General features: G+C 55.7%; 29 protein-coding genes. 17 read left to right on the top strand and 12 right to left on the bottom strand.

The features are described from left to right. Positions 1-137: 137 nt before the first annotated feature. Positions 138-1,115 (bottom strand): elongation factor P--(R)-beta-lysine ligase, encoded by a 978-nt coding sequence (gene epmA / locus IM303_RS21670; protein ID WP_041911493.1) that lies wholly within the window; start codon positions 1,113-1,115, stop codon positions 138-140. A gap of 310 nt (positions 1,116-1,425) precedes the next feature. On the opposite strand from epmA, the gene frdA reads away from it, so the two are divergent. From frdA to frdD, 4 genes are read left to right on the top strand one after another with little or no spacing between them, the layout of a single operon-like run. After that, a complete protein-coding gene (frdA, locus tag IM303_RS21665) occupies positions 1,426-3,216 on the top strand; it encodes a fumarate reductase (quinol) flavoprotein subunit (RefSeq protein WP_028015241.1) in 1,791 nt (596 codons plus the stop codon). Continuing rightward, positions 3,209-3,943, top strand: a complete 735-nt coding sequence (locus IM303_RS21660) for a succinate dehydrogenase/fumarate reductase iron-sulfur subunit (protein ID WP_041911494.1) — start codon at positions 3,209-3,211, stop codon at positions 3,941-3,943. Before frdA ends, IM303_RS21660 begins: the two co-directional genes overlap by 8 nt. Positions 3,944-3,953: 10 nt before the next feature. Then, positions 3,954-4,349 carry a fumarate reductase subunit FrdC gene (gene frdC, locus IM303_RS21655; protein ID WP_028015239.1) on the top strand — a complete coding sequence of 132 codons (396 nt, stop codon included), beginning with the start codon at positions 3,954-3,956 and terminating at the stop codon, positions 4,347-4,349. A 10-nt stretch (positions 4,350-4,359) separates the two neighbouring features. Continuing rightward, positions 4,360-4,719 (top strand): fumarate reductase subunit FrdD, encoded by a 360-nt coding sequence (frdD, locus tag IM303_RS21650; protein ID WP_000609653.1) that lies wholly within the window; start codon positions 4,360-4,362, stop codon positions 4,717-4,719. Positions 4,720-4,748: 29 nt separating this feature from the next. Here the strand turns inward: frdD and ampR are convergent, their stop codons facing one another. Continuing rightward, positions 4,749-5,624: a LysR family transcriptional regulator AmpR gene (gene ampR, locus IM303_RS21645; RefSeq protein WP_028015238.1), complete on the bottom strand. Its 876-nt coding sequence runs from the start codon at positions 5,622-5,624 to the stop codon at positions 4,749-4,751. A 132-nt stretch (positions 5,625-5,756) separates the two neighbouring features. On the opposite strand from ampR, the gene blaACT reads away from it, so the two are divergent. Both blaACT and IM303_RS21635 read left to right on the top strand, forming a co-directional pair. Then, positions 5,757-6,902 (top strand): ACT family cephalosporin-hydrolyzing class C beta-lactamase, encoded by a 1,146-nt coding sequence (gene blaACT, locus IM303_RS21640; protein ID WP_193360244.1) that lies wholly within the window; start codon positions 5,757-5,759, stop codon positions 6,900-6,902. A 106-nt stretch (positions 6,903-7,008) separates the two neighbouring features. Further along, positions 7,009-7,539: a lipocalin family protein gene (locus IM303_RS21635; protein WP_028015236.1), complete on the top strand. Its 531-nt coding sequence runs from the start codon at positions 7,009-7,011 to the stop codon at positions 7,537-7,539. On the opposite strand, the gene sugE is transcribed toward IM303_RS21635, so the two are convergent. Next, positions 7,536-7,853 (bottom strand): quaternary ammonium compound efflux SMR transporter SugE, encoded by a 318-nt coding sequence (gene sugE, locus IM303_RS21630; RefSeq protein WP_006178944.1) that lies wholly within the window; start codon positions 7,851-7,853, stop codon positions 7,536-7,538. The two genes, IM303_RS21635 and sugE, sit on opposite strands and share 4 nt — an antisense overlap. Positions 7,854-8,112: 259 nt before the next feature. Here sugE and IM303_RS21625 point away from each other — a divergent pair, with 259 nt between their 5' ends. Next, entirely contained in the window at positions 8,113-8,712 is a 600-nt protein-coding gene (locus IM303_RS21625) for a LuxR C-terminal-related transcriptional regulator (RefSeq protein WP_041911497.1), read from the top strand. Positions 8,713-8,752: 40 nt separating this feature from the next. On the opposite strand, the gene ecnB is transcribed toward IM303_RS21625, so the two are convergent. From ecnB to efp, 3 genes are all read right to left on the bottom strand, one after another. Then, positions 8,753-8,899, bottom strand: coding sequence for a lipoprotein toxin entericidin B (ecnB, locus tag IM303_RS21620; protein ID WP_003855942.1), 147 nt, complete (start codon positions 8,897-8,899; stop codon positions 8,753-8,755). 108 nt (positions 8,900-9,007) lie between these two features. After that, positions 9,008-9,139 (bottom strand): entericidin A/B family lipoprotein, encoded by a 132-nt coding sequence (locus tag IM303_RS21615; RefSeq protein WP_028015234.1) that lies wholly within the window; start codon positions 9,137-9,139, stop codon positions 9,008-9,010. Positions 9,140-9,197: 58 nt separating this feature from the next. After that, positions 9,198-9,764: an elongation factor P gene (efp, locus tag IM303_RS21610; protein WP_003855940.1), complete on the bottom strand. Its 567-nt coding sequence runs from the start codon at positions 9,762-9,764 to the stop codon at positions 9,198-9,200. Between the two features lie 40 nt (positions 9,765-9,804). Here efp and epmB point away from each other — a divergent pair, with 40 nt between their 5' ends. Next, on the top strand, positions 9,805-10,833 hold the full coding sequence (epmB, locus tag IM303_RS21605; RefSeq protein WP_193360243.1) for an EF-P beta-lysylation protein EpmB: 1,029 nt from the start codon (positions 9,805-9,807) through the stop codon (positions 10,831-10,833). Positions 10,834-10,897: 64 nt separating this feature from the next. On the opposite strand, the gene IM303_RS21600 is transcribed toward epmB, so the two are convergent. Continuing rightward, positions 10,898-11,251 (bottom strand): DUF4156 domain-containing protein, encoded by a 354-nt coding sequence (locus IM303_RS21600; protein ID WP_014882205.1) that lies wholly within the window; start codon positions 11,249-11,251, stop codon positions 10,898-10,900. Positions 11,252-11,485: 234 nt separating this feature from the next. Between IM303_RS21600 and IM303_RS21595 the strand changes: the two genes are divergently transcribed. From IM303_RS21595 to iadA, 3 genes are read left to right on the top strand one after another with little or no spacing between them, the layout of a single operon-like run. Next, complete coding sequence (locus tag IM303_RS21595; protein ID WP_045261285.1) at positions 11,486-12,151, top strand: nucleoside recognition domain-containing protein; 666 nt, start codon at positions 11,486-11,488, stop codon at positions 12,149-12,151. Next, the gene (locus IM303_RS21590; RefSeq protein WP_028015231.1) at positions 12,132-12,593 is read left to right on the top strand and encodes a YjiG family protein; all 462 of its coding nucleotides are present in this window, start codon (positions 12,132-12,134) and stop codon (positions 12,591-12,593) included. Before IM303_RS21595 ends, IM303_RS21590 begins: the two co-directional genes overlap by 20 nt. A 10-nt stretch (positions 12,594-12,603) precedes the next feature. Beyond that, positions 12,604-13,767 (top strand): beta-aspartyl-peptidase, encoded by a 1,164-nt coding sequence (iadA, locus tag IM303_RS21585; protein ID WP_193360242.1) that lies wholly within the window; start codon positions 12,604-12,606, stop codon positions 13,765-13,767. Positions 13,768-13,831: 64 nt separating this feature from the next. Here the strand turns inward: iadA and groL are convergent, their stop codons facing one another. Then, the gene (gene groL, locus IM303_RS21580; protein ID WP_023310114.1) at positions 13,832-15,475 is read right to left on the bottom strand and encodes a chaperonin GroEL; all 1,644 of its coding nucleotides are present in this window, start codon (positions 15,473-15,475) and stop codon (positions 13,832-13,834) included. Between the two features lie 31 nt (positions 15,476-15,506). Beyond that, positions 15,507-15,800, bottom strand: coding sequence for a co-chaperone GroES (locus tag IM303_RS21575; protein WP_003855929.1), 294 nt, complete (start codon positions 15,798-15,800; stop codon positions 15,507-15,509). Positions 15,801-15,978: 178 nt separating this feature from the next. On the opposite strand from IM303_RS21575, the gene yjeH reads away from it, so the two are divergent. Next, positions 15,979-17,217, top strand: coding sequence for an L-methionine/branched-chain amino acid transporter (gene yjeH / locus IM303_RS21570; protein ID WP_193052627.1), 1,239 nt, complete (start codon positions 15,979-15,981; stop codon positions 17,215-17,217). Between the two features lie 31 nt (positions 17,218-17,248). On the opposite strand, the gene IM303_RS21565 is transcribed toward yjeH, so the two are convergent. Next, positions 17,249-17,713, bottom strand: a complete 465-nt coding sequence (locus IM303_RS21565) for an FxsA family protein (RefSeq protein ID WP_028015228.1) — start codon at positions 17,711-17,713, stop codon at positions 17,249-17,251. A 335-nt stretch (positions 17,714-18,048) separates the two neighbouring features. Here IM303_RS21565 and aspA point away from each other — a divergent pair, with 335 nt between their 5' ends. From aspA to IM303_RS21540, 5 genes are all read left to right on the top strand, one after another. Beyond that, on the top strand, positions 18,049-19,485 hold the full coding sequence (gene aspA / locus IM303_RS21560) for an aspartate ammonia-lyase (RefSeq protein WP_003855923.1): 1,437 nt from the start codon (positions 18,049-18,051) through the stop codon (positions 19,483-19,485). Positions 19,486-19,601: 116 nt separating this feature from the next. Continuing rightward, on the top strand, positions 19,602-20,903 hold the full coding sequence (locus IM303_RS21555) for an anaerobic C4-dicarboxylate transporter (RefSeq protein ID WP_008502949.1): 1,302 nt from the start codon (positions 19,602-19,604) through the stop codon (positions 20,901-20,903). A 113-nt stretch (positions 20,904-21,016) separates the two neighbouring features. Next, positions 21,017-21,340 carry a divalent cation tolerance protein CutA gene (cutA, locus tag IM303_RS21550; protein ID WP_028015227.1) on the top strand — a complete coding sequence of 108 codons (324 nt, stop codon included), beginning with the start codon at positions 21,017-21,019 and terminating at the stop codon, positions 21,338-21,340. Further along, entirely contained in the window at positions 21,316-23,025 is a 1,710-nt protein-coding gene (locus IM303_RS21545; protein WP_193360241.1) for a protein-disulfide reductase DsbD, read from the top strand. The genes cutA and IM303_RS21545 overlap by 25 nt, the downstream gene beginning before the upstream one ends. Positions 23,026-23,074: 49 nt before the next feature. Next, positions 23,075-23,650 (top strand): transcriptional regulator, encoded by a 576-nt coding sequence (locus IM303_RS21540; RefSeq protein ID WP_028015225.1) that lies wholly within the window; start codon positions 23,075-23,077, stop codon positions 23,648-23,650. On the opposite strand, the gene IM303_RS21535 is transcribed toward IM303_RS21540, so the two are convergent. Both IM303_RS21535 and IM303_RS21530 read right to left on the bottom strand, forming a co-directional pair. After that, a complete protein-coding gene (locus IM303_RS21535; protein ID WP_193360240.1) occupies positions 23,647-24,237 on the bottom strand; it encodes a LysE family translocator in 591 nt (196 codons plus the stop codon). The genes IM303_RS21540 and IM303_RS21535 overlap by 4 nt on opposite strands. A 37-nt stretch (positions 24,238-24,274) precedes the next feature. After that, positions 24,275-25,120, bottom strand: a complete 846-nt coding sequence (locus tag IM303_RS21530; RefSeq protein ID WP_041911503.1) for an AraC family transcriptional regulator — start codon at positions 25,118-25,120, stop codon at positions 24,275-24,277. Between the last annotated feature and the right edge of the window lie 238 nt (positions 25,121-25,358).

Here is a 25,358-nt window from a genome sequence, read left to right as displayed (position 1 = left end):
GGCTATACGAGGCAATTCAAGAAAAAGACCCGTGTACAGAGAAAATGGCAGTTTTTAATGTTGCGGAGAAGAAATGGAAAGGAAAATTGCCACAGATACTATATGCCGGGTAAGCGACAGCGCCACCCGGCCATGCTTTAGGCGCGATCGACCGTAAAGGCAATCACATCGCCCAGCTGCTCGGCGCCCAGCGCCAGCATGACCAGACGATCCACGCCCAGCGCCACGCCGGAGCAATCCGGCAGACCGGCTTTTAATGCTTCCAGCAAGTTAACATCAATCGGCTGCTGCGGCAGACCGCGTGCGGCGCGCTTACGGTTATCCTGCTCGAAACGCTGCTGCTGTTCGCGCGCGTCGGTCAGCTCGTGGAAGCCGTTCGCCAGCTCGATGCCTTTGTAGTAAACCTCAAAACGCTCTGCCACGCGGTGATCTTCGGTGCTGATCTGCGCCAGAGACGCCTGGCTTGCCGGGAAGTGATAGACAAACGTCGGACGATCTTTGCCAATCTGCGGTTCCACGCCGAAGGTGAACAGCAGCTGCAGCAGCGTGTCGCGATCCTCTTCGGTATCCGCCACGTTGCTCAGATCCAGTTTTGCCGCCACTTCACGCAGCTGGGCTTTGTCCGCCGACAGCGGATCGATTTCCAGATGGCGCTGGAAGGCCTGTTGATAGGAGAGCGTTTCGGCTTCTGAGCAGTCCAGTACCTGCTGCAGCAGATCGTCCACCTCATTCATCAGGCGGTACATATCATAGTGCGGGCGGTACCACTCCAGCATGGTGAATTCCGGGTTGTGGTGACGCCCCATCTCTTCATTACGGAAGCTGCGGCACAGCTGATACACCGGACCACACCCCGCCGCCAGCAGGCGCTTCATGTGATATTCCGGGCTGGTCATCAGATACAGATTCATGCCCTGGGAGTGGCCTGGGCCAACAAAACGGGTTTCAAACGGGACCAGATGAATATCCGTTACCGTTGCCTGACTCATGCACGGGGTTTCCACCTCCAGGACGCCGCGGTCGGCAAAGAAACGGCGGATCTCCGTCATAATTGCGGCGCGTTTTAACAGATTTGGGATGGATGCGCTCGGCTGCCAGGTGGCCGTTTCGCTCATGAGTTTTTCTCCGATTTCAGACAAGGGCACGAAGTCTACTCGTTAGCAGTGGCAGAGACAAATTTTGCGCAGTAAAAACGCGTATTTCATTTATGTGGATTATTCTGTGATGCATTTCATCAATCACGATGATAAATCACCGCACAGAACAGCAAAAAAATCGAACACGTCAAATTTCCCTCACAACTACGCGGTTATACTGTTATACCCATAAAGGAGCAGTGGAATCGCTTCCGCAATCGCCCGTTCGGGCAGGTGAACTTCCTTTAGTTCATCGCATTGCGGGAAAACAAAAATCTGGAGGAATGTCGTGCAAACTTTTCAAGCCGATCTTGCCGTAATAGGCGCTGGCGGGGCTGGATTACGCGCTGCAATTGCTGCGGCACAAGCCAACCCGAACGCTAAAATCGCATTGATTTCAAAAGTCTATCCGATGCGCAGCCACACAGTGGCAGCAGAAGGAGGATCCGCCGCCGTCGCGCAGGATCATGACAGCTTCGAATACCATTTCCACGACACGGTTGCAGGGGGCGACTGGCTTTGCGAACAGGATGTCGTTGACTACTTCGTGCACCATTGCCCAACGGAGATGACCCAACTGGAACAATGGGGATGCCCGTGGAGCCGCCGTCCGGACGGCAGCGTTAACGTCCGCCGCTTCGGTGGCATGAAGATCGAACGCACCTGGTTCGCCGCCGATAAGACCGGCTTCCACATGCTGCACACCCTCTTCCAGACCTCCCTTCAGTTCCCACAAATTCAGCGCTTCGATGAACATTTTGTCCTCGACATTCTGGTCGACGACGGTCATGCACGTGGCCTGGTGGCGATGAATATGATGGAAGGCACGCTCGTCCAGATCCGCGCCAATGCGGTGGTGATGGCAACGGGCGGTGCGGGTCGCGTCTATCGCTACAACACCAACGGCGGCATCGTCACCGGCGACGGGATGGGCATGGCGCTGAGCCACGGCGTGCCGCTGCGCGATATGGAGTTTGTGCAGTATCACCCAACCGGCCTGCCGGGCTCCGGCATTTTGATGACGGAAGGCTGCCGCGGTGAAGGCGGTATTCTGGTCAACAAAAACGGCTACCGCTATCTGCAGGATTACGGCATGGGCCCGGAAACCCCGCTCGGCGAGCCGAAAAACAAATACATGGAGCTCGGCCCGCGCGACAAAGTTTCTCAGGCCTTCTGGCACGAGTGGCGCAAGGGCAACACCATCTCAACGCCGCGCGGCGACGTGGTCTATCTCGACCTGCGTCACCTGGGCGAGAAGAAACTGCTGGAGCGTCTGCCGTTTATCTGCGAACTGGCAAAAGCCTACGTGGGCGTCGACCCGGTGAAAGAGCCGATACCGGTACGCCCAACCGCGCACTACACCATGGGCGGGATTGAAACCGACCAGCAGTGTGAAACCCGCATTAAAGGGCTGTTCGCCGTGGGCGAGTGTTCCTCCGTCGGCCTGCACGGCGCCAACCGTCTGGGCTCTAACTCGCTGGCAGAGCTGGTCGTCTTTGGCCGCATGGCGGGCGAGCGCGCCATGGAGCGTGCGGCAACCGCAGGCGAAGCAAACGGTGCGGCGCTGGATGCGCAGGTCACAGACGTTGAAAAACGCCTGAAGGATCTGGTGAACCAGGAAGGCAACGAGAACTGGTCGAAGATCCGCGACGAGATGGGCCTGTCGATGGAAGAAGGCTGCGGTATCTACCGTACGCCGGAACTGATGCAGAAAACCGTCGACAAGCTGGCGGAACTGCAGGAGCGCTTCAAGCGCGTGCGCATCACCGATACCTCCAGCGTCTTCAACACCGACCTGCTCTATACCATTGAGCTTGGCCACGGCCTGAACGTCGCGGAATGTATGGCGCACTCTGCGCTGGCGCGTAAAGAGTCTCGCGGCGCCCACCAGCGTCTGGACGAAGGCTGTACCGAACGTGACGACGTCAATTTCCTGAAACACACTCTCGCCTGGCGCGATGCGGATGGCACCACGCGTCTGGACTACAGCGACGTGAAAATCACCACGCTGCCACCGGCTAAACGCGTGTATGGCGCAGAAGCAGAAGCCGCCGAGAAGAAGGAGAAGGCGAATGGCTGAGATGCAAAAATTGAAAGTTGAAGTGGTGCGCTACAACCCGGAAGTGGATACCGCCCCCCACAGCGCTTTCTACGAAGTGCCTTATGACGAGCAAACCTCCCTGCTGGATGCGCTCGGCTATATCAAAGACAACCTGGCGCCGGACCTGAGCTACCGCTGGTCCTGCCGCATGGCGATCTGCGGCTCCTGCGGCATGATGGTCAACAAGGTGCCGAAGCTGGCGTGTAAAACCTTCCTGCGTGACTACACCAAAGGCATTAAGGTTGAAGCGCTGGGCAACTTCCCAATCGAGCGCGATCTGGTGGTCGATATGACCCACTTTATCGAAAGCCTGGAAGCGATTAAGCCGTACATCATCGGCAACCCGCGCACGCCGGACCAGGGTCCGAACACCCAGACGCCGGCGCAGATGGCGAAATACCATCAGTTCTCCGGCTGCATCAACTGCGGCCTGTGCTACGCCGCCTGTCCTCAGTTTGGCCTGAACCCGGAGTTCATCGGCCCGGCCGCCATTACCCTGGCGCACCGCTATAACGAAGACAGCCGCGACCACGGCAAAAAAGAACGTATGGCGCAGCTAAACGGCCAGAACGGCGTCTGGACCTGTACGTTTGTGGGCTACTGCTCCGAAGTCTGTCCGAAGCACGTCGACCCGGCCGCCGCAATTCAGCAGGGTAAAGTGGAAAGCTCGAAAGACTTTCTTATCGCTACCCTGAAACCACGCTAAGGAGTGCATGATGACGACTAAACGCAAAGCCTACGTGCGGCCTGTGCCGTCCACCTGGTGGAAAAACCTGCCGTTTTATCGCTTCTATATGCTGCGTGAAGGCACGGCGGTACCGGCGGTCTGGTTCAGCCTTGAGTTAATGTATGGCGTTTTTGCCCTTAAACACGGGCCGGAAACCTGGGCGAACTTTGTCGGTTTCCTGCAAAACCCAATCATCGTGGTTCTGAACCTGATCGCGCTCGCGGCGGCGCTACTTCATACCAAAACCTGGTTTGAACTGGCGCCAAAAGCGGCAAACATCATCATTAAAGACGAAAAAATGGGGCCGGAGCCAGTCATTAAAGGGCTATGGGCAGTGACGATCCTGGTCACGGTTGTCATTCTGTTTGTCGCACTGTTCTGGTAAGGAGACTACTGTGATCAATCCAAATCCAAAACGTTCAGACGAGCCGGTCTTCTGGGGCCTGTTTGGCGCAGGCGGCATGTGGAGTGCCATCATCGCCCCGGTGATCATCCTGCTGGTCGGCATTATGCTGCCGCTGGGGCTGTTTCCGGGCGATGCGCTGAGCTACGAGCGCGTGCTGGCGTTTGCGAGCAGCTTTATTGGCCGCGTGTTCATCTTCCTGATGATCGTCCTGCCACTGTGGTGCGGCCTGCACCGCATTCACCATGCGATGCATGACCTGAAAATCCATGTGCCGAGCGGTAAATGGGTGTTCTACGGGCTGGCAACCATCCTGACCGTGGTGACGCTGATTGCCGTTGTCACTATCTGACGCTTCTGGCCCGCCATCCGGCGGGCCTTTTATTTCTGCATCTTTGCCACCAGCCACTGGGCAAATTCACGCATTGCGGACGTTTCAGCCCGCGACTGCAGTCTCGTTAACCAGTAACTGCCCAGATCAATTTGCGTTGTAAACGGCTGCACGATGCGCTCGCTGTTCAGCAAATGGGTAAACATATCGACAGGCGCAATGGCAATGCCCATACCTGCCTGTGCGGCTTCCAGCATGGTGACAGACGAATCAAACACCATTACCCGATGCGTTGGCGACGGAGGATGCTCGCCTGCCGCCTGCATCCACGCCGACCATTCGTCGCGTCGGTAAGAGCGCAGCAGGGTAAACTTCAGGATGTCGGCCGGAGACTGGAGCACGGCGGCGATTTCGGGCGAGCAAAGCGGCGCCAGCGGCGCAGGGCACAGGAATTGCGCCTCGGTGCCGTGCCACGCCCCACCGCCGTAGCGGATCGTATAATCAAGCCCTTCAGCAGCCGGATCGACGCGGTTGTTATGGGTGGAAAGGTGAAGATCGATATGCGGATAACAGCGGCGAAAGTCCGCGAGCTGAGAGAACAGGATACCCGTGGCGAAAGTCCCTACTACGCCAATTTTTAGCTTCTCCTGAGCGCGCTGGCTGGCAAAGCGATCCAGCATTCCGGCGATACGATCGAATGAATCATTCAGCACCGGCAGCAGATTTTCCCCCTCGGTTGTCAGCATCAGGCCGCGCGAGACGCGGACAAACAGCTGGCAATTCAGATGCTGCTCCAGCGCCTTAACGTGCTGGCTGATGGCGGAATGAGTGACGTTCAGCTCTATCGCGGCATGCGTAAAACTGAGGTGCCGGGCGGCCGCTTCGAAGGCGCGAAGCGAATTAAGCGGAAGATAGCTGCGGGTCATTGCTCCATCCGTTAGAAAAATTAACAGCTCATGCTAAATTTAACCGTTTGTCAGCCATAGTCAAATCCAACAGACTACAGCGGTCTGCCGGGCCCGGACACTCCCTTGACCTGCTATTATGGAAGATAATTGATGATGAAAAAATTCCTTTGCTGCGCCCTGCTGCTCAGCACATCCTGCTCTGTACTCGCCGCGCCGATGTCGGAAAAACAGCTGGCTGACGTGGTAGAACGCAACGTTACGCCCCTGATGAAAGCGCAGGGTATTCCAGGCATGGCGGTGGCCGTGATTTATCAGGGCCAGCCACACTACTTTACCTTTGGAAAGGCCGATATCGCGGCGAACAAATCCGTCACCCCGCAAACCCTTTTCGAGCTGGGCTCTATAAGTAAAACCTTCACCGGCGTGCTGGGGGGCGATGCTATTGCCCGCGGCGAAATTTCGCTGGGCGATCCAGTAACCAAATATTGGCCTGATCTGACCGGCAAGCAGTGGCAAGGGATTCGCATGCTGGATCTGGCAACCTACACCGCCGGTGGCCTGCCTTTACAGGTGCCCGATGAGGTTACAGATAACGCTTCCCTGCTGCGCTTTTATCAAAACTGGCAGCCTCAGTGGAAGCCGGGCACAACGCGTCTTTACGCCAACTCCAGCATCGGTCTTTTTGGCGCGCTGGCGGTCAAACCTTCCGGCATGAGCTATGAGCAGGCCATGACGACGCGGGTCCTTAAGCCGCTCAAGCTGGATCATACCTGGATTAACGTTCCGAAAGCGGAGGAGACGCATTACGCCTGGGGATATCGTGACGGTAAAGCGGTCCACGTTTCACCGGGCATGCTGGACGCAGAGGCATATGGCGTGAAAACCAACGTGCAGGATATGGCGAGCTGGGTGATGGCCAATATGGCCCCTGATGCACTGCAGGATACGTCCCTGAAGCAAGGCATTACGCTGGCGCAGTCTCGCTACTGGCGCGTGGGTGCCATGTATCAGGGGTTAGGTTGGGAGATGCTTAACTGGCCGGTCGATGCCAAAACCGTCGTCGGAGGCAGTGATAACAAGGTGGCGCTGGCACCGTTGCCTGCGAGAGAAGTGAGTCCACCCGTTCCCCCGGTTAAGGCCTCATGGGTGCACAAAACGGGCTCAACCGGCGGGTTTGGCAGCTACGTGGCCTTTATTCCTGAAAAGCAGCTCGGCATTGTGATGCTGGCGAATAAAAGCTATCCGAACCCGGCGCGAGTTGAGGCGGCATACCGTATCCTCGACGCGCTGCAGTAAAACATTGCCGGGTAGCGCTGCGCTTACCCGGCGAAACACACCGCACAAAAACCACATTTTCCTTGCCGTCATCTACACTTAACAAAAAAACAGTAAGGAAACTCCTATGCGCATTTTGCCTGTTATCGCTGCGGTGACAGCCGCGTTTTTAGTGGTTGCCTGCAGTTCCCCTACCCCACCTCCTGGCGTTACCGTCGTCACGCCTTTTGATGCACAACGCTTCCTCGGAACATGGTATGAAATCGCGCGCCTCGACCATCGGTTTGAGCAGGGCTTAGAGAAGGTTACTGCAAATTACAGCCCAATGGATGATGGCGGTATTCAGGTGATCAACCGGGGCTATAATCCCGATCGTGAGATGTGGCAGCAGTCGGTCGGGAAAGCCTATTTCACTGGCGACCCGCGACGGGCCGCGCTCAAAGTCTCTTTCTTCGGCCCGTTTTATGGTGGCTATAACGTGATAGCGCTCGACAGAGAGTACCGTCACGCGCTGGTCTGCGGGCCGGATCGCGACTATCTGTGGATACTTTCCCGCACGCCAACTATTTCGTCAGAAATGAAACAGCAGATGCTGGACGTCGCGACCCGACAGGGGTTTGATGTGTCGAAACTCATCTGGGTAAAACAGCCCCGTTAATGGGTGCTGAGCTTCAGCCCAATGATACCGGCAACAATCAGAGCGAGGCTGGCGATGCGCGCCAGGCTCGCTGACTCACCCAGCAGCAGAATGCCGGTAATCGCCGCGCCTACGGCACCGATCCCCGTCCAGACGGCATAGGCCGTTCCCACGGGCAGAGAACGCATTGCCCACGATAGCAGAACAATGCTCACGATCATCGCCGTAACGGTAATAACGCTGGGCGTCAGGCGGGTAAATCCGTGGGTGTACTTGAGACCAATCGCCCATACCACTTCGAGCAGACCAGCAATAAAGAGAATAATCCAGGACATCTCGGGCTCCTTAACTTAAAAACAGTTGGGGCCGTCCCCGATGAAGGAAGCGCTTACGGGTCGTCCCGCAAGGCAGATAACACCCCATATTTTGGTTAGCGTGCGATTTTTTTTCAATCATTTTCTGATGAACGCGTTAAGCCCAGAAATAGCCGCAGTATGGCGCGGAGTTCAGGCATTTATAGCTCATCGGACTTCTCTATGATGATGTGCTTTCTGATGGCAGGAAGCCAAACCACTAGCCGACTGCGAATAAAATATGTTCAAGATTCTTTTGATTGACCGTTGTCACTTCACCCGCACCGGGTTTGAAGCATGGCTCAATCATTCCGGTTTGTTCCCGGGGCACTACGTTGTGACCGGGCTGAACAATCTATTCCTCGCCAGGGAGCACATTCTGCAATGGAAACCTGAGCTGGTCATCGCTGACCTGCATGGTTTCAGGCAGGATATTCACCATTTCCAGCAACTCTCTTCCTTGCTGAACGCCAGCGAAAAATTACCTTTTATTATGCTGCAATCGGGAGAGGACAAGGACCTGGCGACCTGGCTCGGGAACTTCCCGGTCTGGTCTTCGCTAATGAAAAATGCCCCTCTTGAGGAAATCGCGACGGTTATCAATGACGCGTTAATTTCGCGCGCAAGCACGTACCGCCCGACGGTGGCCGCCCCCTTGCTGACACGACAGGAGGAGAAAGTGTTGACGTTATGGATGGACGGCGCGAGCAACCAAAAGATAGCCGCTCACCTGAGCATTAACGGAAAAACGGTTTATACCTATAAACGCAATATCCGCATGAAGCTGCATATGGATACACGCTTTTCACCGTTTTTATCCCTGCAGGAAGCAGAGAATTGACGGTACGGTGAAACTCACGTGCCGTACCGTCCATGCTTCATTAGTTCTGAGCTTTAGTTGCTGCACCAGAAATCGCGTTACCACCGTCGGAGATATCTTCCCCTACGCCGCGGGTGGTATTACATGCAGTCAACACGGAGGAAAGCACGAGGACAGAAAAGATCGCTGCAATTGTTTTCTTAACCATAATATCTTCCTTTTATAGCCAAAGTTGTTTTGTGTATAGCAACTTAAGAATAGACAAGATCCCGCCGATTGACGGAAAAGGAAGCAATTTTAGGAAAATTAGACGGACTTAGCTGGCTGCGTGAGAAATGATATGACCGAGGTCCTGGATATCTTCCCCCATGCCACGGGCGGTGTTACAGCCGGAAAGCAGTACGCTGGAGAGCGCTAACAGAAGCAGAATTTTAACGGTACGTTTCATCATCCCTGCCTGCAAAAATCAGGCGCAGCGGACGCTGCGCCTCGAATCATGACGTAAATTACTTCACGCGGGATACGTATTCGCCGGAGCGAGTATCCACTTTGATCACTTCACCGATCTGTACGAACAGCGGTACTTTCACCACAGCGCCGGTGGAGAGCGTTGCTGGCTTGCCGCCAGTACCCGCGGTGTCACCTTTCAGACCTGGATCGGTTTCAACGATTTCCAGCTCAACAAAGTTTGGTGGGGTAACGGCGATAGGCTGGCCGTTCCACAGGGTCACGATGCACTCAGCCTGATCCAGCAGCCACTTCGCGTTATCGCCAATGGCTTTCGCGTCAGCAGACAGTTGCTCGAAGGTTTCGTTGTTCATGAAGTGCCAGAACTCACCGTCGTTGTACAGGTAAGTCAGGTTCATATCGACAACATCAGCGCCTTCAGCGGAGTCAGTAGATTTGAAGGTTTTCTCAACACGGGTGCCGGTCAGCAGGCGGCGCAGCTTAACGCGTGCGAATGCCTGACCTTTACCTGGTTTAACGAATTCGCTGGCTTCAACCGCGTACGGTTCGCCGTCCATCATGATTTTAAGACCAGCACGAAAATCGTTGCTATAGTACGTTGCCATAAGGCCCTCTAAATTTGTTAACTGGTAGCTAAGCCACAAAATGGCGCATATTGTAACCCTAAACACCCCATCCAGAGAAGATTGGTTATCGCAACTTGCCGATGTAATCACCAGTCCTGATGAATTGCTGCGTCTTTTAGACCTCGATCAGCATCCGGAGTTGCTTGCTGGCCGTGAGGCAAAGCGACTTTTCGCCCTGCGTGTTCCCCGCGCGTTTGTTGCGCGCATGGAAAAAGGCAACCCTGACGATCCTTTATTAAAACAAACCATTACGTCGCAGGATGAGTTTATTACAGCGCCGGGCTACAGCACCGATCCGCTGGAAGAGCAAAACAGCGTGGTGCCGGGTTTACTGCACAAATATCTCAATCGCGCCCTGCTGCTGGTAAAAGGCGGCTGTGCGGTAAATTGTCGTTACTGCTTCCGTCGGCACTTCCCGTATGCCGAAAACCAGGGAAATAAGCGCAACTGGCAGGTTGCGCTGGACTATATCGCCGCCCATCCAGAGCTGGATGAGATTATTTTTTCCGGCGGTGATCCACTGATGGCAAAAGATCATGAACTGGACTGGCTTTTGACGCAGCTTGAAGCCATCCCGCACATTAAGCGTCTGCGCATTCACAGCCGTTTACCGATCGTCATCCCGGCGCGTATTACCGACACCCTGGTCACGCGCCTGGAGCAGTCACGTCTACAGGTGCTGCTGGTAAACCATATCAACCACGCGAACGAGATCGACGATGAATTTCGCGCGGCGATGGCGCGTCTGCGTAAGGCGGGCGTGACGCTGCTCAACCAGAGCGTATTGTTACGCGGCGTGAACGACAGCGCCCGGGTGCTGGCCGATCTCAGCAATGCCTTGTTTGACGCAGGCGTGATGCCCTATTACCTGCACGTACTGGATCGCGTGCAGGGCGCGGCGCATTTCATGGTGACGGATGAGGAAGCCCGACAAATTATGCGCGAGCTGTTAACGCTGGTTTCAGGTTATATGGTGCCGAAGCTGGCACGCGAGATTGGCGGAGAGCCGAGTAAGACGCCGCTGGATTTGCAACTGCGGCAGCGCTAAAAGGCAGGTGGCGCTACGCTTACCTGCCCTACGAGGTGAGGCGCAGCGCCATCAGCAAGTAAACTCAATTCGGGCACTTATAGACCTGGCCGCTCATCTGGCTGGCCGTTGGCACGAAGCTGGAGAGCATTCCTTGCGTCGGGCTGCTCACGCCGTAAATCACGTTCCCCCCCATTGCAGCAGCCTGGTTACGCAGGGCATTCGCCGCGCCGCGCATAGAGCCACCTTCTTCACCGTGCTGACCCGACATCCAGTTACTTTGTTCACCGGTGGCCGTGCCTAACAGCTGGCATTCGCTGCCTGGCTTATCTTCCACAAAGCGAACGCCCTGGCCCGCTGCCGACAGTTCATTGCTGGAGCTACAACCCGCCAGCAGCAACGCTGCTCCTACGATCCCTGCACAGACTTTTACGCGCATGTTATTCCTCGTTTTCAATAAGCTGGACAGTAATTGTCCGTGTGTAAATCTTATACCTAAAAGATGACTAAAAGAAAAATCCCCGCGCATTTCTGCGAGCCGGATTCCGTACATCACTCCTCCGACATCTTAAATGAATTCTGATAATGCCCTTTGGGATATCGTGTTTTAGCCCTCGATCGTTTTTAGTGTTGCGACGTACAACTTTTGTACGCGATTAAAACAGGGGGTTTCATGAGTGCATCATCCTCAGGAGAGGAAAAGGTAACATGGGTGGGCTATCTGGCGTTTGTGCTCACCATCGTATTTTTCTCAGGCTTTTTCGCCAAAAGTACCGAATGGTGGCGCGTGCTGGATTTTACCGTCCTAAACGGCAGCTTCGGTCCGGTGAACGGCGCGCTCACGTTTCGCGGTGAGGGCGGCACGGGGGCGAAAGACGGTTTCTTGTTTGCCCTTGAACTGGCGCCTTCGGTCATTTTATCGCTCGGGATCATTGCCGTCACCGAGGGGCTGGGCGGGCTGCGTGCCGCGCAACAGCTGATGACGCCCATTTTGCGCCCGCTGCTTGGCGTACCGGGCGTCTGCTCTCTGGCCCTCATCGCCAACCTGCAAAATACCGATGCCGCAGCAGGGATGACCAAAGAGTTGACCGACGAAGGGGCTATTACCGATCGCGAGCGCGCCATTTTCGCCACCTTCCAGACCAGCGGTAGCGCCATCATTACCAACTATTTTTCTTCCGGCGCCGCACTCTTCACGTTTATTACCGTCCCGGTAATCACGCCGCTGGCCGTCATACTGATGTTTAAATTTGTTGGCGCGAACCTCCTGCGTCTGTGGATCGCTCACATGGAAGATCGTCGTATTCAGGAGGAAAAAAATGATCGCCCAGCCGCGTAAAAATATCATGGACATGTTTATCGATGGCGCCCGCCGAGGCTTTACCATCGCCACTACCAGCCTGCTGCCGAACGTGGTTATGGCGTTTGTCATCATTCAGGCGCTCAAGGTGACCGGCCTGCTGGATATTGTTGGCAATATTTGCGAGCCAATTATGGCCCTGTGGGGGCTTCCGGGCGCGGCGGCAACGGTCCTGCTGGCCTCGGTGATGAGTATGGGCGGTGGCGTGGGGGTTTGCGCCAGCCTGGTGGCTGCCGGCACGCTCAACGGCCACGATGCCACCGTTCTGCTGCCCGCCATCTATCTGATGGGCAATCCGGTGCAAAACACCGGCCGCTGCCTGGGCACCGCAGGCGTTAACCCGAAGTATTATCCACACATCATTACCGTCTGCGTCATTAACGCCCTGCTCTCAATGTGGGTAATGCAGCTACTCTTCTGAGGAGATAAAAATGGATTTTTCAGTGCTGGAACCCCATCTTTTCCGCAATGTGCACCTTTACGCGCCGGAGGATCAGGGACGTTGCGATCTGCTGATCGCCGGGGTAAAAATCATCGCGATTGAAAAAACGGATCGCGCAGCAATGCGGCTTAACTGTCCTGAAACCGATCTCGCCGGGGCGGTGGTTTGCCCGGGCTTTATCGATCAGCACGTACACCTGATCGGCGGCGGCGGTGAAGCCGGTCCGCACACCCGGACGCCGGAGGTACGGTTGTCCGCGCTGGTGGCGGCGGGCATCACCTCCGTTGTTGGCCTGCTGGGTACCGACGGCGTGACCCGCCATCCCGAATCGCTGCTGGCAAAAACGCGGGCGCTTGAGCATGAAGGGATCAGCGCGTGGATGCTGACAGGCGCGTATGGGCTGCCTTCTCCGACGATTACCGGCAGCATCGAAAAGGATGTGGCGCTGATTGATAAAATCATCGGCGTGAAATGCGCGATTTCCGACCATCGCTCTTCCGCACCAGCGGATGACCAGCTCGCGAATATGGCCGCCCAGTCGCGCGTCGGCGGGCTGCTGGGCGCCAAAGCGGGCATATCCGTGTTTCATCTCGGCAACAGCCCGAAGCTGCTGGAGCCCCTGCTTAACATCCTGAAAAACGCCGACGTGCCACGCACGAAGCTGCTGCCAACCCACGTTAACCGCGACCAGGCGCTGTTCCTCGCCGCGCTGGATTATGCCCGCGACGGGGGCTATATCGACATCACCACCAGCATCAGTGAGCCCATTGATGCCGCCACCGCCATCGCGACGGCCCGTGAAGCGCAGGTGCCGTTTAACCGGCTTACGCTCAGTTCGGACGGTAACGGCAGCCAACCGAATTTTGACGCGAACGGTAATCTGGTGGGCATTGGCGTAGCCGGGTTCGAATCTCTGCCTCAGACGCTGCAGCAACTGGTCAGCCGGTATCACCTGCCGCTGGAGGAGGCGCTTCTGCCGTTTACGCGTAACGTAGCGGAGTTTCTCGGGCTGGAGCATAAGGGGCGGCTCGCGCCCGGATGCGATGCCGATTTCCTGGTGCTGACGGATGACCTGAAGATCCGCGAGGTCTGGGCGAAAGGCCGCCAGATGGTGTGCGAAGGCGTAGCATGCGTGAAGGGAACATTTGAGTAGCGGCAATAAAAAACCCCGGACATTTCTGCCCGGGGTTCGTTCTGAGAGGTTCAGAACAACATGATTACATCATGCCGCCCATTCCACCCATGCCGCCCATACCAGCAGCACCTAAGTCAGGCGCGTCGCCTTTTGGCAGGTCGGTTACCATGCACTCGGTCGTGATCATCAGGCCAGCTACAGATGCCGCGTACTGCAGAGCTGAACGGGTCACTTTAGTTGGGTCCAGGATACCGAAGTCGATCATGTTGCCGTATTCTTCAGTTGCCGCGTTGTAACCGTAGTTACCTTCACCCGCTTTCACGTTGTTCGCAACCACAGATGGCTCTTCACCGGCGTTGGAAACGATCTGACGCAGAGGAGCTTCCATTGCGCGCAGCGCAACTTTGATACCCACGTTCTGGTCTTCGTTCTGAGCGGTCAGGCCAGCCAGCTTAGCGGCTACACGTACCAGCGCGACACCACCACCAGCAACTACGCCTTCTTCTACCGCAGCACGGGTCGCGTGCAGGGCATCGTCAACGCGTGCTTTCTTCTCTTTCATTTCAACTTCGGTCGCCGCACCAACTTTGATTACCGCAACGCCGCCAGCCAGTTTCGCTACGCGCTCCTGCAGTTTTTCACGGTCGTAATCGGAAGTGGCTTCTTCGATCTGCTTACGGATCTGACCAACACGGCCCTGAATAGCGGCTTCTTCACCCACACCGTCGATGATGGTGGTGGTGTCTTTGTTGATCACAACGCGTTTCGCCTGGCCCAGGTCTTCCAGGGTCGCTTTTTCCAGCTCCATACCGATCTCTTCGGAGATCACGGTACCACCGGTCAGGGTAGCGATATCCTGCAGCATTGCTTTACGGCGATCGCCGAAGCCAGGTGCTTTAACCGCAGCCACTTTCACGATGCCGCGCATGGTGTTAACCACCAGGGTCGCCAGCGCTTCGCCTTCAACATCTTCAGCGATGATAACCAGCGGCTTGCCTGCTTTCGCAACGGCTTCCAGCACTGGCAGCATTTCGCGGATGTTGGAGATTTTCTTGTCAGCCAGCAGGATGAACGGGCTTTCCAGCTCAACAGCGCCAGTTTCTGGCTTGTTGATGAAGTATGGGGACAGGTAACCGCGGTCGAACTGCATACCTTCAACCACGTCCAGTTCGTCTTCCAGACCGGTACCGTCTTCAACGGTGATCACGCCTTCTTTACCGACTTTATCCATCGCTTCAGCGATCAGTTTACCTACGGTTTCGTCGGAGTTAGCGGAGATAGTACCAACCTGAGCAATGGCTTTAGAGTCAGAGCACGGTACGGACAGCGCTTTCAGTTCTTCAACAGCGGATGCGACAGCTTTGTCGATACCACGTTTCAGATCCATTGGGTTCATGCCCGCAGCAACGGCTTTCAGGCCTTCAGTGATGATAGCCTGCGCCAGTACGGTCGCGGTGGTGGTACCGTCGCCTGCAGCGTCGTTCGCTTTAGAGGCAACTTCTTTCACCATCTGCGCGCCCATGTTTTCGAACTTGTCTTCCAGTTCGATTTCACGTGCAACGGAAACACCATCTTTGGTGATGGTTGGCGCGCCGAAGGATTTATCCAGCACTACGTTACGGCCTTTCGGGCCCAGGGTCACTTTAACTGCATCTGCCAGTACGTTTACGCCGCGGAGCATTTTTACACGAGCGTCGTTACCGAATTTTACGTCTTTAGCTGCCATGTTCTTATTTCCTCAAATTCTCGTGCGTAAATTACGCTTCAACAATTGCCAGAATGTCGCTCTCGGACATGATCAACACTTCTTCATTGTCGATCTTCTCGGATTTCACGCCGTAGCCATCGTTGAAAATTACGATGTCACCAACTTTAACGTCCAGCGGCTGCACAGTTCCGTTTTCCAGGATGCGGCCCTTACCGACAGCGATGATTTCGCCACGCGTTGATTTGGCTGCTGCAGAACCGGTCAGAACGATGCCGCCAGCAGACTTGGTTTCAACTTCTTTACGTTTGACGATCACACGATCATGTAACGGACGAATACTCATTGATAGCTCTCCTTTGAGAAAGTCATTATCAGTTATGGATGACGCCGGCCCGCATGCGGTTTTCCGACTAGTGCCCTGAGAGATGGGGATAGCTTTTTACCCCTTCAAGGGGGAATCGAAAAAAAATTTGCGAAAGTGTTACCATCCACTCTCTTTTGATGGTGGCAGGGCAAGGTAAATGAGTGGACTCAGGCAGGAGCTGGGGCTGGCGCAGGGCGTTGGCCTGCTTTCAACCTCCTTGTTAGGTACCGGCGTGTTTGCCGTACCGGCACTGGCGGCGCTGGTCGCCGGAAATAACAGTCTTTGGGCATGGCCGGTGCTGATCCTGCTGGTGTTCCCGGTGGCGATTGTGTTTGCCATACTCGGGCGGCACTTCCCCAGCGCGGGCGGCGTAGCGCATTTTGTCGGCATGGCGTTTGGTCCGCGCATGGAGCGCGTAACCGGCTGGCTGTTTTTGTCGGTAATACCCGTTGGCCTTCCGGCAGCCCTGCATATCGCCACCGGCTTTGGACAGGCGCTGTTTGGCTGGCACGACGAACAACTGCTGCTGGCTGAGCTGGGTACGCTGGCGATTGTCTGGTGGGTGGGCTCGCGCGGGGCCAGTTCAAGCGCGAATCTGCAAACGCTGGTTGCAGCGTTGATCGTCGTGCTGATCGTCGCCATCTGGTTTGCGGGTAACATTACCGTAGCGGATATCCCCTTCCCTGCGATAAACGATATCGACCATTCACAGCTTTTCGCTGCGTTATCCGTCATGTTCTGGTGTTTTGTTGGCCTTGAAGCGTTCGCTCACCTGGCATCCGAGTTTAAACAGCCCGAGCGTGATTTTCCCCGCGCTCTGATGATTGGTTTACTGCTGGCGGGCACCGTATATTGGGCCTGTACCGTACTGGTGCTGCACTTCAACGCGTTCGGCGAAGATAAAGCCGCCGCCGCATCGCTACCGGGTATCGTGGTTAAACTTTTCGGCGTGAAGGCGCTATGGGTGGCCTGCGTGATTGGCTATCTCGCCTGCTTTGCCAGCCTCAACATTTATATCCAGAGCTTCGCCCGTCTGGTGTGGTCACAGGCGCGCTACAAACCTGAGAGCCGCCTCGCGCGGTTGTCTAAACGTCAACTCCCGATGAATGCGCTGAATGCCGTGCTGGGCTGCTGCGTCCTGAGCTCGCTGGGTATTTATCTTCTCGACATCAACCTCGATGCTCTAATTATCTACGCCAACGGTATTTTCATCATGATCTACCTGCTGTGCATGCTGTCAGGCTGTCGTCTGCTGAAAGGTCGCTATAAAGCACTGGCAGTCGTCGGGGGCGTGCTGTGCCTGCTGTTGCTGGCGATGGTGGGATGGAAGAGTGCGTACGCCATCGTCATGCTGGCGGGGCTGTGGGCATTTTTACCGAAGCGGAAAAATCCGTAGGCCCGGTAAGCGAAGCCACCGGGCAAAAAAATTATCGATCGTCTTTATGGTCTAAACGGTCGCGCTGTTCATCCTTGCGCTGATACTCCCCTTCGAAGGTATCGCCTGGCCCTGTGCTGAACCCGCCGCCCGGCATGCGGCTGAAGCGCAGGTGCGGCAGCAGCTTCATGGTCAGGTGCTTCTGCACCGGCGGCAACAGCAACAGCAGGCCGAGGAAGTCGGTGAAGAACCCCGGCAGGATCAGCAGCAGGCCAGCAATAATCAGCGACACGCTTTTGATCATCTCTTCTGCCGGGCTTTCACCTGCAGCCATCTTCTGCTGCATTATCAGGAAATTTTTGAAACCCTGATTACGCACCAGCGACATGCCGATGACGGAGGTGAAGATCACCAGAATCAGCGTCAGCAGGACGCCCAGCACGTGAGCTACCTGAATGAAAATAGAAATCTCAATGTAAACATAGAGAAAGAAAGCAATAAACGGTATCCAGCGCACTGGCATCTCCTGTGTGGCAGGTGCCATCTGGCCCCTGTCTGAATGTGTTCGCGTCACGCGTCTGTAAGAGATGGAGACGGTTAGCCAAAATTCAATCGGTTTGCACGGATATTTTTTTCGGAAATATTAAAGCGGTGACACATTTCACAGATTAATAATTATCATGGAATCGGGTCGATAATAAGTGATCCAGCTTACGGCAATTCGCTATCATCAGCATATGATCTCGAACATCTGGCCGATTGAGGGAATAATCGTCGGTCAGAAAATATTCAAAACCACATATATGTTGTGTGTTTAGTACAATCCATCGGCAGCTTGAAAAGAAGGTTCACATGTTAAACAACATTCGTATCGAAGAAGACTTGTTGGGTACCAGGGAAGTTCCAGCGGATGCCTACTATGGTGTTCACACTCTGAGAGCGATTGAAAACTTCTACATCAGCAACAGCAAAATCAGCGATATCCCTGAGTTTGTCCGTGGCATGGTGATGGTGAAGAAAGCCGCAGCGCTGGCGAACAAAGAGCTGCAAACCATTCCTAAAAGCGCGGCAAATGCGATTATCGCTGCCTGCGATGAAGTGCTGAACAACGGCAAATGCATGGACCAGTTCCCGGTTGACGTCTATCAGGGCGGCGCGGGTACCTCCGTCAACATGAATACCAACGAAGTACTGGCAAACATCGGCCTTGAGCTGATGGGCCACCAGAAAGGTGAATACCAGTACCTCAACCCGAACGACCACGTTAACAAATGCCAGTCCACCAACGACGCCTACCCAACCGGCTTCCGTATCGCGGTGTATGCCTCCGTGGTCAAACTGGTCGACGCGATCAACCAGCTGGGCGATGGCTTCCAGCGTAAGGCCGTTGAGTTCCAGGACATTCTGAAAATGGGCCGTACCCAGCTGCAGGACGCGGTGCCAATGACCCTCGGTCAGGAATTCCACGCGTTTAACGTGCTGCTTAACGAAGAGACCAAAAACCTGCTGCGCACCTCCGAGCTGCTGCTGGAAGTGAACCTGGGCGCCACCGCCATCGGTACGCGTCTGAACACCCCGGATGGCTATCAGCAGCTGGCGGTTCAGAAGCTGGCGGAAGTGTCTAACCTGCCGGTGGTGCCTGCGGAAGACCTGATTGAAGCCACATCCGACTGCGGCGCGTACGTAATGGTACACAGCGCCCTGAAACGTCTGGCGGTGAAACTGTCCAAAATCTGTAATGACCTGCGCCTGCTCTCCTCCGGCCCGCGCGCTGGCCTGAACGAAATCAACCTGCCAGAGTTGCAGGCGGGTTCTTCCATTATGCCAGCCAAAGTTAACCCGGTAGTGCCAGAAGTGGTGAACCAGGTTTGCTTCAAGGTGATTGGTAACGACACCACCGTGACCATGGCCTCCGAAGCCGGTCAGCTGCAGCTGAACGTGATGGAGCCGGTGATTGGCCAGGCGATGTTTGAATCCATTCACATCCTGACTAACGCCTGCTACAACCTGCTGGAAAAATGCATTAACGGCATCACCGCGAATAAAGAAGTCTGTGAAGGCTATGTTTATAACTCCATCGGGATCGTTACTTACCTCAACCCGTTCATCGGCCACCACAACGGTGACATCGTTGGTAAGATTTGCGCCGAAACCGGTAAGAGCGTGCGTGAAGTCGTGCTGGAGCGTGGACTGTTGACCGAAGCCGAGCTGGACGATATCTTCTCGGCCCAGAACCTGATGCATCCGGCATATAAAGCGAAACGATATACCGATGAAAGCGAACAGTAACAGTTCAGGCTAGGCTTCCGAAAGGCACGTCACTTGTGACGTGCCTTTTTTCTTTTTAGGCGTTACCTAAATACAACAATTCAATATCAACTTGTTAATAAGCAAGGCAGGTCTTTATGTTTGGAGCAGAACTCGTCATCGTCCTGTTGGCGATTTATTTGGGCGCGCGGCTCGGGGGTATCGGCATTGGTTTTGCCGGCGGTCTCGGGGTGCTCGTACTTACCCTTATCTTTCAGATTAAACCCGGCGCAATCCCTTTTGACGTTATCGAAATCATCATGGCGGTTATTGCCGCTATTGCGGCCATGCAGGTGGCGGGCGGTATGGACTACCTGGTGAGCCTGGCGGAGCGCATGCTGCGCCGCCATCCGAAATACATCACCTTCCTTGCCCCGCTGGTGACCTGGTTTATGACCATTCTCGCGGGAACCGGCCACACGGCGTTCTCCACGCTGCCGGTGATCACCGAGGTGGCAAAAGAACAGGGGATTCGCCCGTCTCGTCCACTTTCTATTGCCGTGGTGGCGTCGCAGATTGCGATCACCGCGTCGCCAATCTCAGCCGCCGTAGTCTTCTTCGCGGGTATCCTTGAGCCGATGGGCGTGAGCTACCTGACGCTGCTGGCGATCTGTATTCCAGTCACGCTGATTGCGGTGATGATTACCGCCGTGCTGTGTAACTTCCTGGGTGCCGAGCTGAAAGACGATCCGGTTTACCAGGAGCGTCTGGCAAAAGGTGAAGTGAGCCTGCGCGGTAGCCAGGTCTTCGAGCTGAAGCCGCACGCGAAACGCTCCGTGCTACTGTTCCTGATCGGTATCGTCGCCGTGATGTTCTACGCGACCGCCATCAGCGACACCGTGGGGCTGATCCAGAACCCGGTGCTGCCGCGTAACGAAGCGATTGTGGTATTCATGCTGACCATCGCCACGCTGATTAGCATCACCTGTAAAATCGACACCAGCGAAGTGCTGAACGCCAGCACCTTCAAATCCGGTATGAGCGCCTGCGTGTGCGTACTGGGCGTGGCGTGGCTCGGTGACACCTTCGTGAAAGCACACATCAGCGACATCCAGACCGTTGCCGGCGACCTGCTTCACAACTACCCGTGGCTGCTGGCGGTGGTACTGTTCTTTGCCGCGACGCTGCTTTACTCTCAGGCTGCCACCACCAAAGCGCTGATGCCTGCGGCACTGATGCTGGGCGTGACGCCGCTGACGGCGATTGCGTCTTTTGCGGCGGTTTCTGCGCTGTTCGTTCTGCCAACCTACCCAACCCTGCTGGCCGCGGTTGAGATGGACGATACCGGCTCAACCCGTATCGGTAAGTACGTGTTTAACCACGCGTTCCTGATCCCGGGCGTGGTGGCGATTACGCTTTGCGTCGTCCTCGGCTTTATCATTGGCGGCATTGTGCTGTAAACGGTTAGCCGTTGTAAAAATAGTTAAAATCGGGCCGCTCTGCGGCCCGTTTCATTAATGACCAATCGCATGGCGTGATATAGTGAAGACTTTCGTGATGAGGAGGTCGACTTGTGAACACGCCTGATGCTGTTGTCGTACTGTGTACCGCCCCTGATGAAGCCTCTGCCCAGGATCTCGCCGCCAAAGCGCTGGCCGAAAAACTGGCAGCCTGCGTCACGCTGCTCCCCGGCGCGACCTCCCTCTATTACTGGGAAGGCAAGCTGGAGCAGGAGTATGAAGTCCAGATGTTGCTCAAAACCAATCTGGCGAATCAGCAGGCGCTCCTTGACTGCCTCAAGTCTCATCATCCTTATCAAACCCCGGAGCTGCTGGTGCTGCCAGTGGTCCACGGCGATAACGACTATCTCTCATGGCTCAACGCTTCTTTACGCTGATCCTGCTGCTGTGCAGCACGTCAGTATTTGCCGGTTTGTTTGACGCGCCCGGCCGTTCGAACTTTATTCCCGCCGACCAGGCGTTCATTTTCGACTTTCAGCAAAACCAGCACGATCTCAATCTGACCTGGCAGGTGAAAGAGGGTTACTACCTCTACCGCAAGCAGGTCAGCATCACGCCGGCAAAGGCTAACGTTGGCGCATTGCAGATGCCCGCTGGCGAATGGCATGAGGACGAGTTCTACGGTAAAAGTGAAATTTATCGCCAGCGCTTAAGCGTGCCCGTTACGGTGAATCAGGCGGATAAAGATGCCACGCTGACGGTTACGTATCAGGGCTGTGCCGACGCGGGCTTCTGCTACCCCCCTGAAACGAAGGTCGTTCCGCTTAATGAAGTTAAAGCGGCTGCCTCCCCTCTCCCCTCAGGCGAGAGGGACAGGGTGAGGGATGAAGGCGAAGCCAAAGCTGCTTCCGATCTGCCGTTCTCAGCACTTTGGGCCTTACTGATTGGTATCGGCATTGCCTTTACCCCTTGTGTCCTGCCGATGTACCCGCTTATCTCCGGGATTGTACTGGGCGGCAAACAGCGTCTTTCTACCGCCCGGGCGCTGCTCCTGGCCTTTATTTATGTGCAGGGCATGGCGCTCACCTATACCGCGCTCGGCCTCGTGGTCGCCGCGGCCGGACTGCATTTCCAGGCAGCGCTTCAGCACCCTTACGTGCTAATCGGCCTGTCAGCCGTATTTATTCTGCTTGCGCTGTCGATGTTTGGCCTGTTCACGCTTCAGCTGCCCTCTTCGCTGCAAACCCGCTTAACGCTGATGAGCAATCGCCAGCAGGGTGGCTCTGCGGGCGGCGTGTTCGCAATGGGCGCCATCGCCGGGTTGATTTGCTCCCCCTGCACCACCGCGCCGCTGAGCGCTATCCTGCTGTACATCGCCCAGAGCGGTAATATGTGGCTCGGCGGGGGTACGCTGTATCTTTACGCGCTGGGGATGGGCCTGCCGCTGATTCTGGTGACGGTGTTTGGCAACCGCCTGCTGCCGAAGAGCGGCCCGTGGATGGAGACGGTGAAAACCGCGTTCGGCTTTGTCATCCTGGCGCTCCCGGTGTTCCTGCTGGAGCGCATCATGGGTGACGCGTGGGGTTTGCGCCTGTGGGCCATGCTCGGCGTGGCGTTCTTCTCCTGGGCGTTTATCGTCAGCCTGGGGGCAAAAAAAGCGTGGATGCGTCTGGTGCAAATTCTCCTGCTCGCCGCCGCGTTGGTGAGCGTGCGCCCGCTTCAGGATTGGGCGTTCGGCTCGCCTGTGGGCCAGACGCAGGCACATTTAAACTTTATACACGTTAAGAACGTCGATGAGCTCAACAGCGCGCTGGCGCAGGCAAAAGGCAAACCGGTGATGCTCGACCTCTATGCCGACTGGTGTGTTGCCTGCAAAGAGTTTGAAAAATACACCTTTAGCGATCCTCAGGTGCAAAATGCCCTGAAAGAGACGGTACTCCTTCAGGCAAACGTCACAGCCAACAATGCGCAGGATAAGGCCCTGCTTAAACACCTTACCGTACTCGGGCTGCCAACCATTCTGTTTTTCAATGAGCAGGGGGAAGAGCTGCCAGAACAGCGTGTAACCGGGTTTATGGACGCACCGGCATTCAGCGCGCATTTGCGCAATCGCCAACCGTAAACAACACTTTAGACGGGACATACCGTTGGGAATAGCGGAGGAGATAACCGTGCAACGCGAAGACGTACTGGGACAAGCCCTGCAACTACTTGAGATTCAAGGGATCGCCAGCACCACGCTTGAGATGGTAGCCGACCGTATCGATTACCCTCTGGATGAGCTTAAGCGCTTCTGGCCGGATAAAGAGGCGCTGCTTTATGATGCCCTACGCTATCTTAGCCAGCAGGTGGATATCTGGCGCAGGCAGCTAATGTTGAATGAAGAGCTGACCGCCGAGCAAAAACTGTTAGCGCGCTACACCGCCCTGACAGAGTGCGTCAGCAACAATCGTTATCCAGGCTGCCTGTTTATTGCTGCCTGTACGTTTTATCCCGATCCTGGCCATCCAATACACCAGCTGGCGGATCAGCAAAAACGTGCGGCGCATGACTTTACCCACGAACTGCTGACAACGCTTGAAGTGGATGACCCGGCAATGGTCGCTAAGCAGATGGAGCTCGTACTGGAGGGTTGCCTGAGCCGCATGCTGGTGAACCGTAGCCAGGCCGATGTGGATACGGCGCACCGCCTGGCGGAAGACATTCTGCGCTTTGCCCAGTGTCGTATGGGCGGGGCGTTAACCTAGACCAGCATGCCAGCCCAGGCGGAGACGAGCAGACATAGCGCCATCATGCGCTGAAACCGCACCATCGCCACGGTGGTGCGAAACACCCGGTTTACCGCCTTCCCCAGCCACGCCCAGCACATCAGGCACATCACAGAAATCAGTAAGAACCATAGCGCCATCAGCGCAATATCTCTTAACGGATGAATGCTCGCGGGAGCAAAAAGACTCACTACTGCCAGCGCCATCATCCACGTTTTCGGATTCACCATCTGCAGCAGCGCTGCGGCTTGCGCGGTGAAGCGATGAGGCGTCTTCTCAGAAAGATTCGCCGCAGGCGCCCGATACAGTTGGCAGCTCATCCAGGTTAGCCACAGCACGCCCGCCCAACTCATTGCCTGGCGCATCAGAGGAAACTGACGCAGCACCTCCCCGGCGCCGGCACCCGATATCAGCACAATCAGACTCGCCGTAATACATCCCCCCAAAATGGCGGGAATGGTATTTTTCACACCAAAGTACTGGCTGTTAGTGAGAACGAGGATATTCGTCGGGCCGGGCGTTATCGACGCGACAAAGGCAAACAGCAGATAAGGCATCAGACTCACAGATGGCTCCTTTTTTGTTAGAGCCATTACTGTGCCGCTATTTTCTGGAAACGTCTGGAAGGTTTGTGCACAACCGGCGGTAGTGGGCAGGGGAAATGCGGTATGCACGCTGGAACCAGCGTCCCAGATGGCTTTGGTCGGCAAAACCGAGCGCTGTAGCCACATTAACAGGCTGTTCGCCGTGCGCCAGCAGCTGTCGCGCCTTTGCCAGACGCAGCTGAATAAGCCAGGCGTGCGGTGCCAGGTTGAACTCGCGCTTAAAACAGCGCGTCAGCGTAAAGCGATCCGTGCCCGTCTCGCGCGCAAGGTCTGACAACCCCACGTTCTCGCCGATATGCGCATAAAGATAGTCGCGTGCGCGATGCGCCACGGCAGCGCTCTGTAGCTGCGACGGGAGTTTCTTACGCCAGTGGCAATGGGAGGTGATCTGAGAGAGCAGCTTATCCATTGTGCTCTGCTGAACAATTTTCATCTCATCGCTATGCAACGCGTTAAACGTCTCGCCGATAGAACGGACCAGCTGAGGTTCTCGCGTTAGCGTTTGAGCAAAGTGAAGCGAGTAGCGATCCGGCGTGGCTTCATATAATCCACGGAGGGTACGCGTCAGCCACTGCTCGTCAAGATAGAAGGTGAGATAGGTAAAGCCTCCTTCCACAGGCGCGTCGCCGTCGTGAATTTCACCCGGCTCCAGTAAGAACGCATCACCAGGATGGCTGCGGTGGCGTTCGCGACGACAGTGGAACTGCTGGGTGCCTGAAAGGGTAATCCCGACCAGATAACTATCGTGCCAGTGGGGATCGAAGGCATGGCCTTCGAAGTGCGCTTTAATCGTTTCAATGCCGGTATCCGCATGCTGACGGAGCTCAAGCCAGTCGTTTGCCATACTGCCCTCCTGTTGTCATCAGCATTGCCGCACGGCCCGGTATTGTCTGGAAGATTTGTGCATTTTCACGGTGAAAACGTACAGATTGCCGCAAACTTAAGCAGTTGAACAGCTTTTCCTGAAATAATGTTGACGATAAGGCGCGATTGCGGTTTAATGCGCTCCGTTGCCCGGATAGCTCAGTCGGTAGAGCAGGGGATTGAAAATCCCCGTGTCCTTGGTTCGATTCCGAGTCCGG

The organism is Enterobacter cloacae complex sp. P38RS (assembly GCF_014930775.1).
Lineage (GTDB): Bacteria > Pseudomonadota > Gammaproteobacteria > Enterobacterales > Enterobacteriaceae > Enterobacter > Enterobacter bugandensis.
This window is presented reverse-complemented; position numbering and strand designations above follow the sequence as displayed.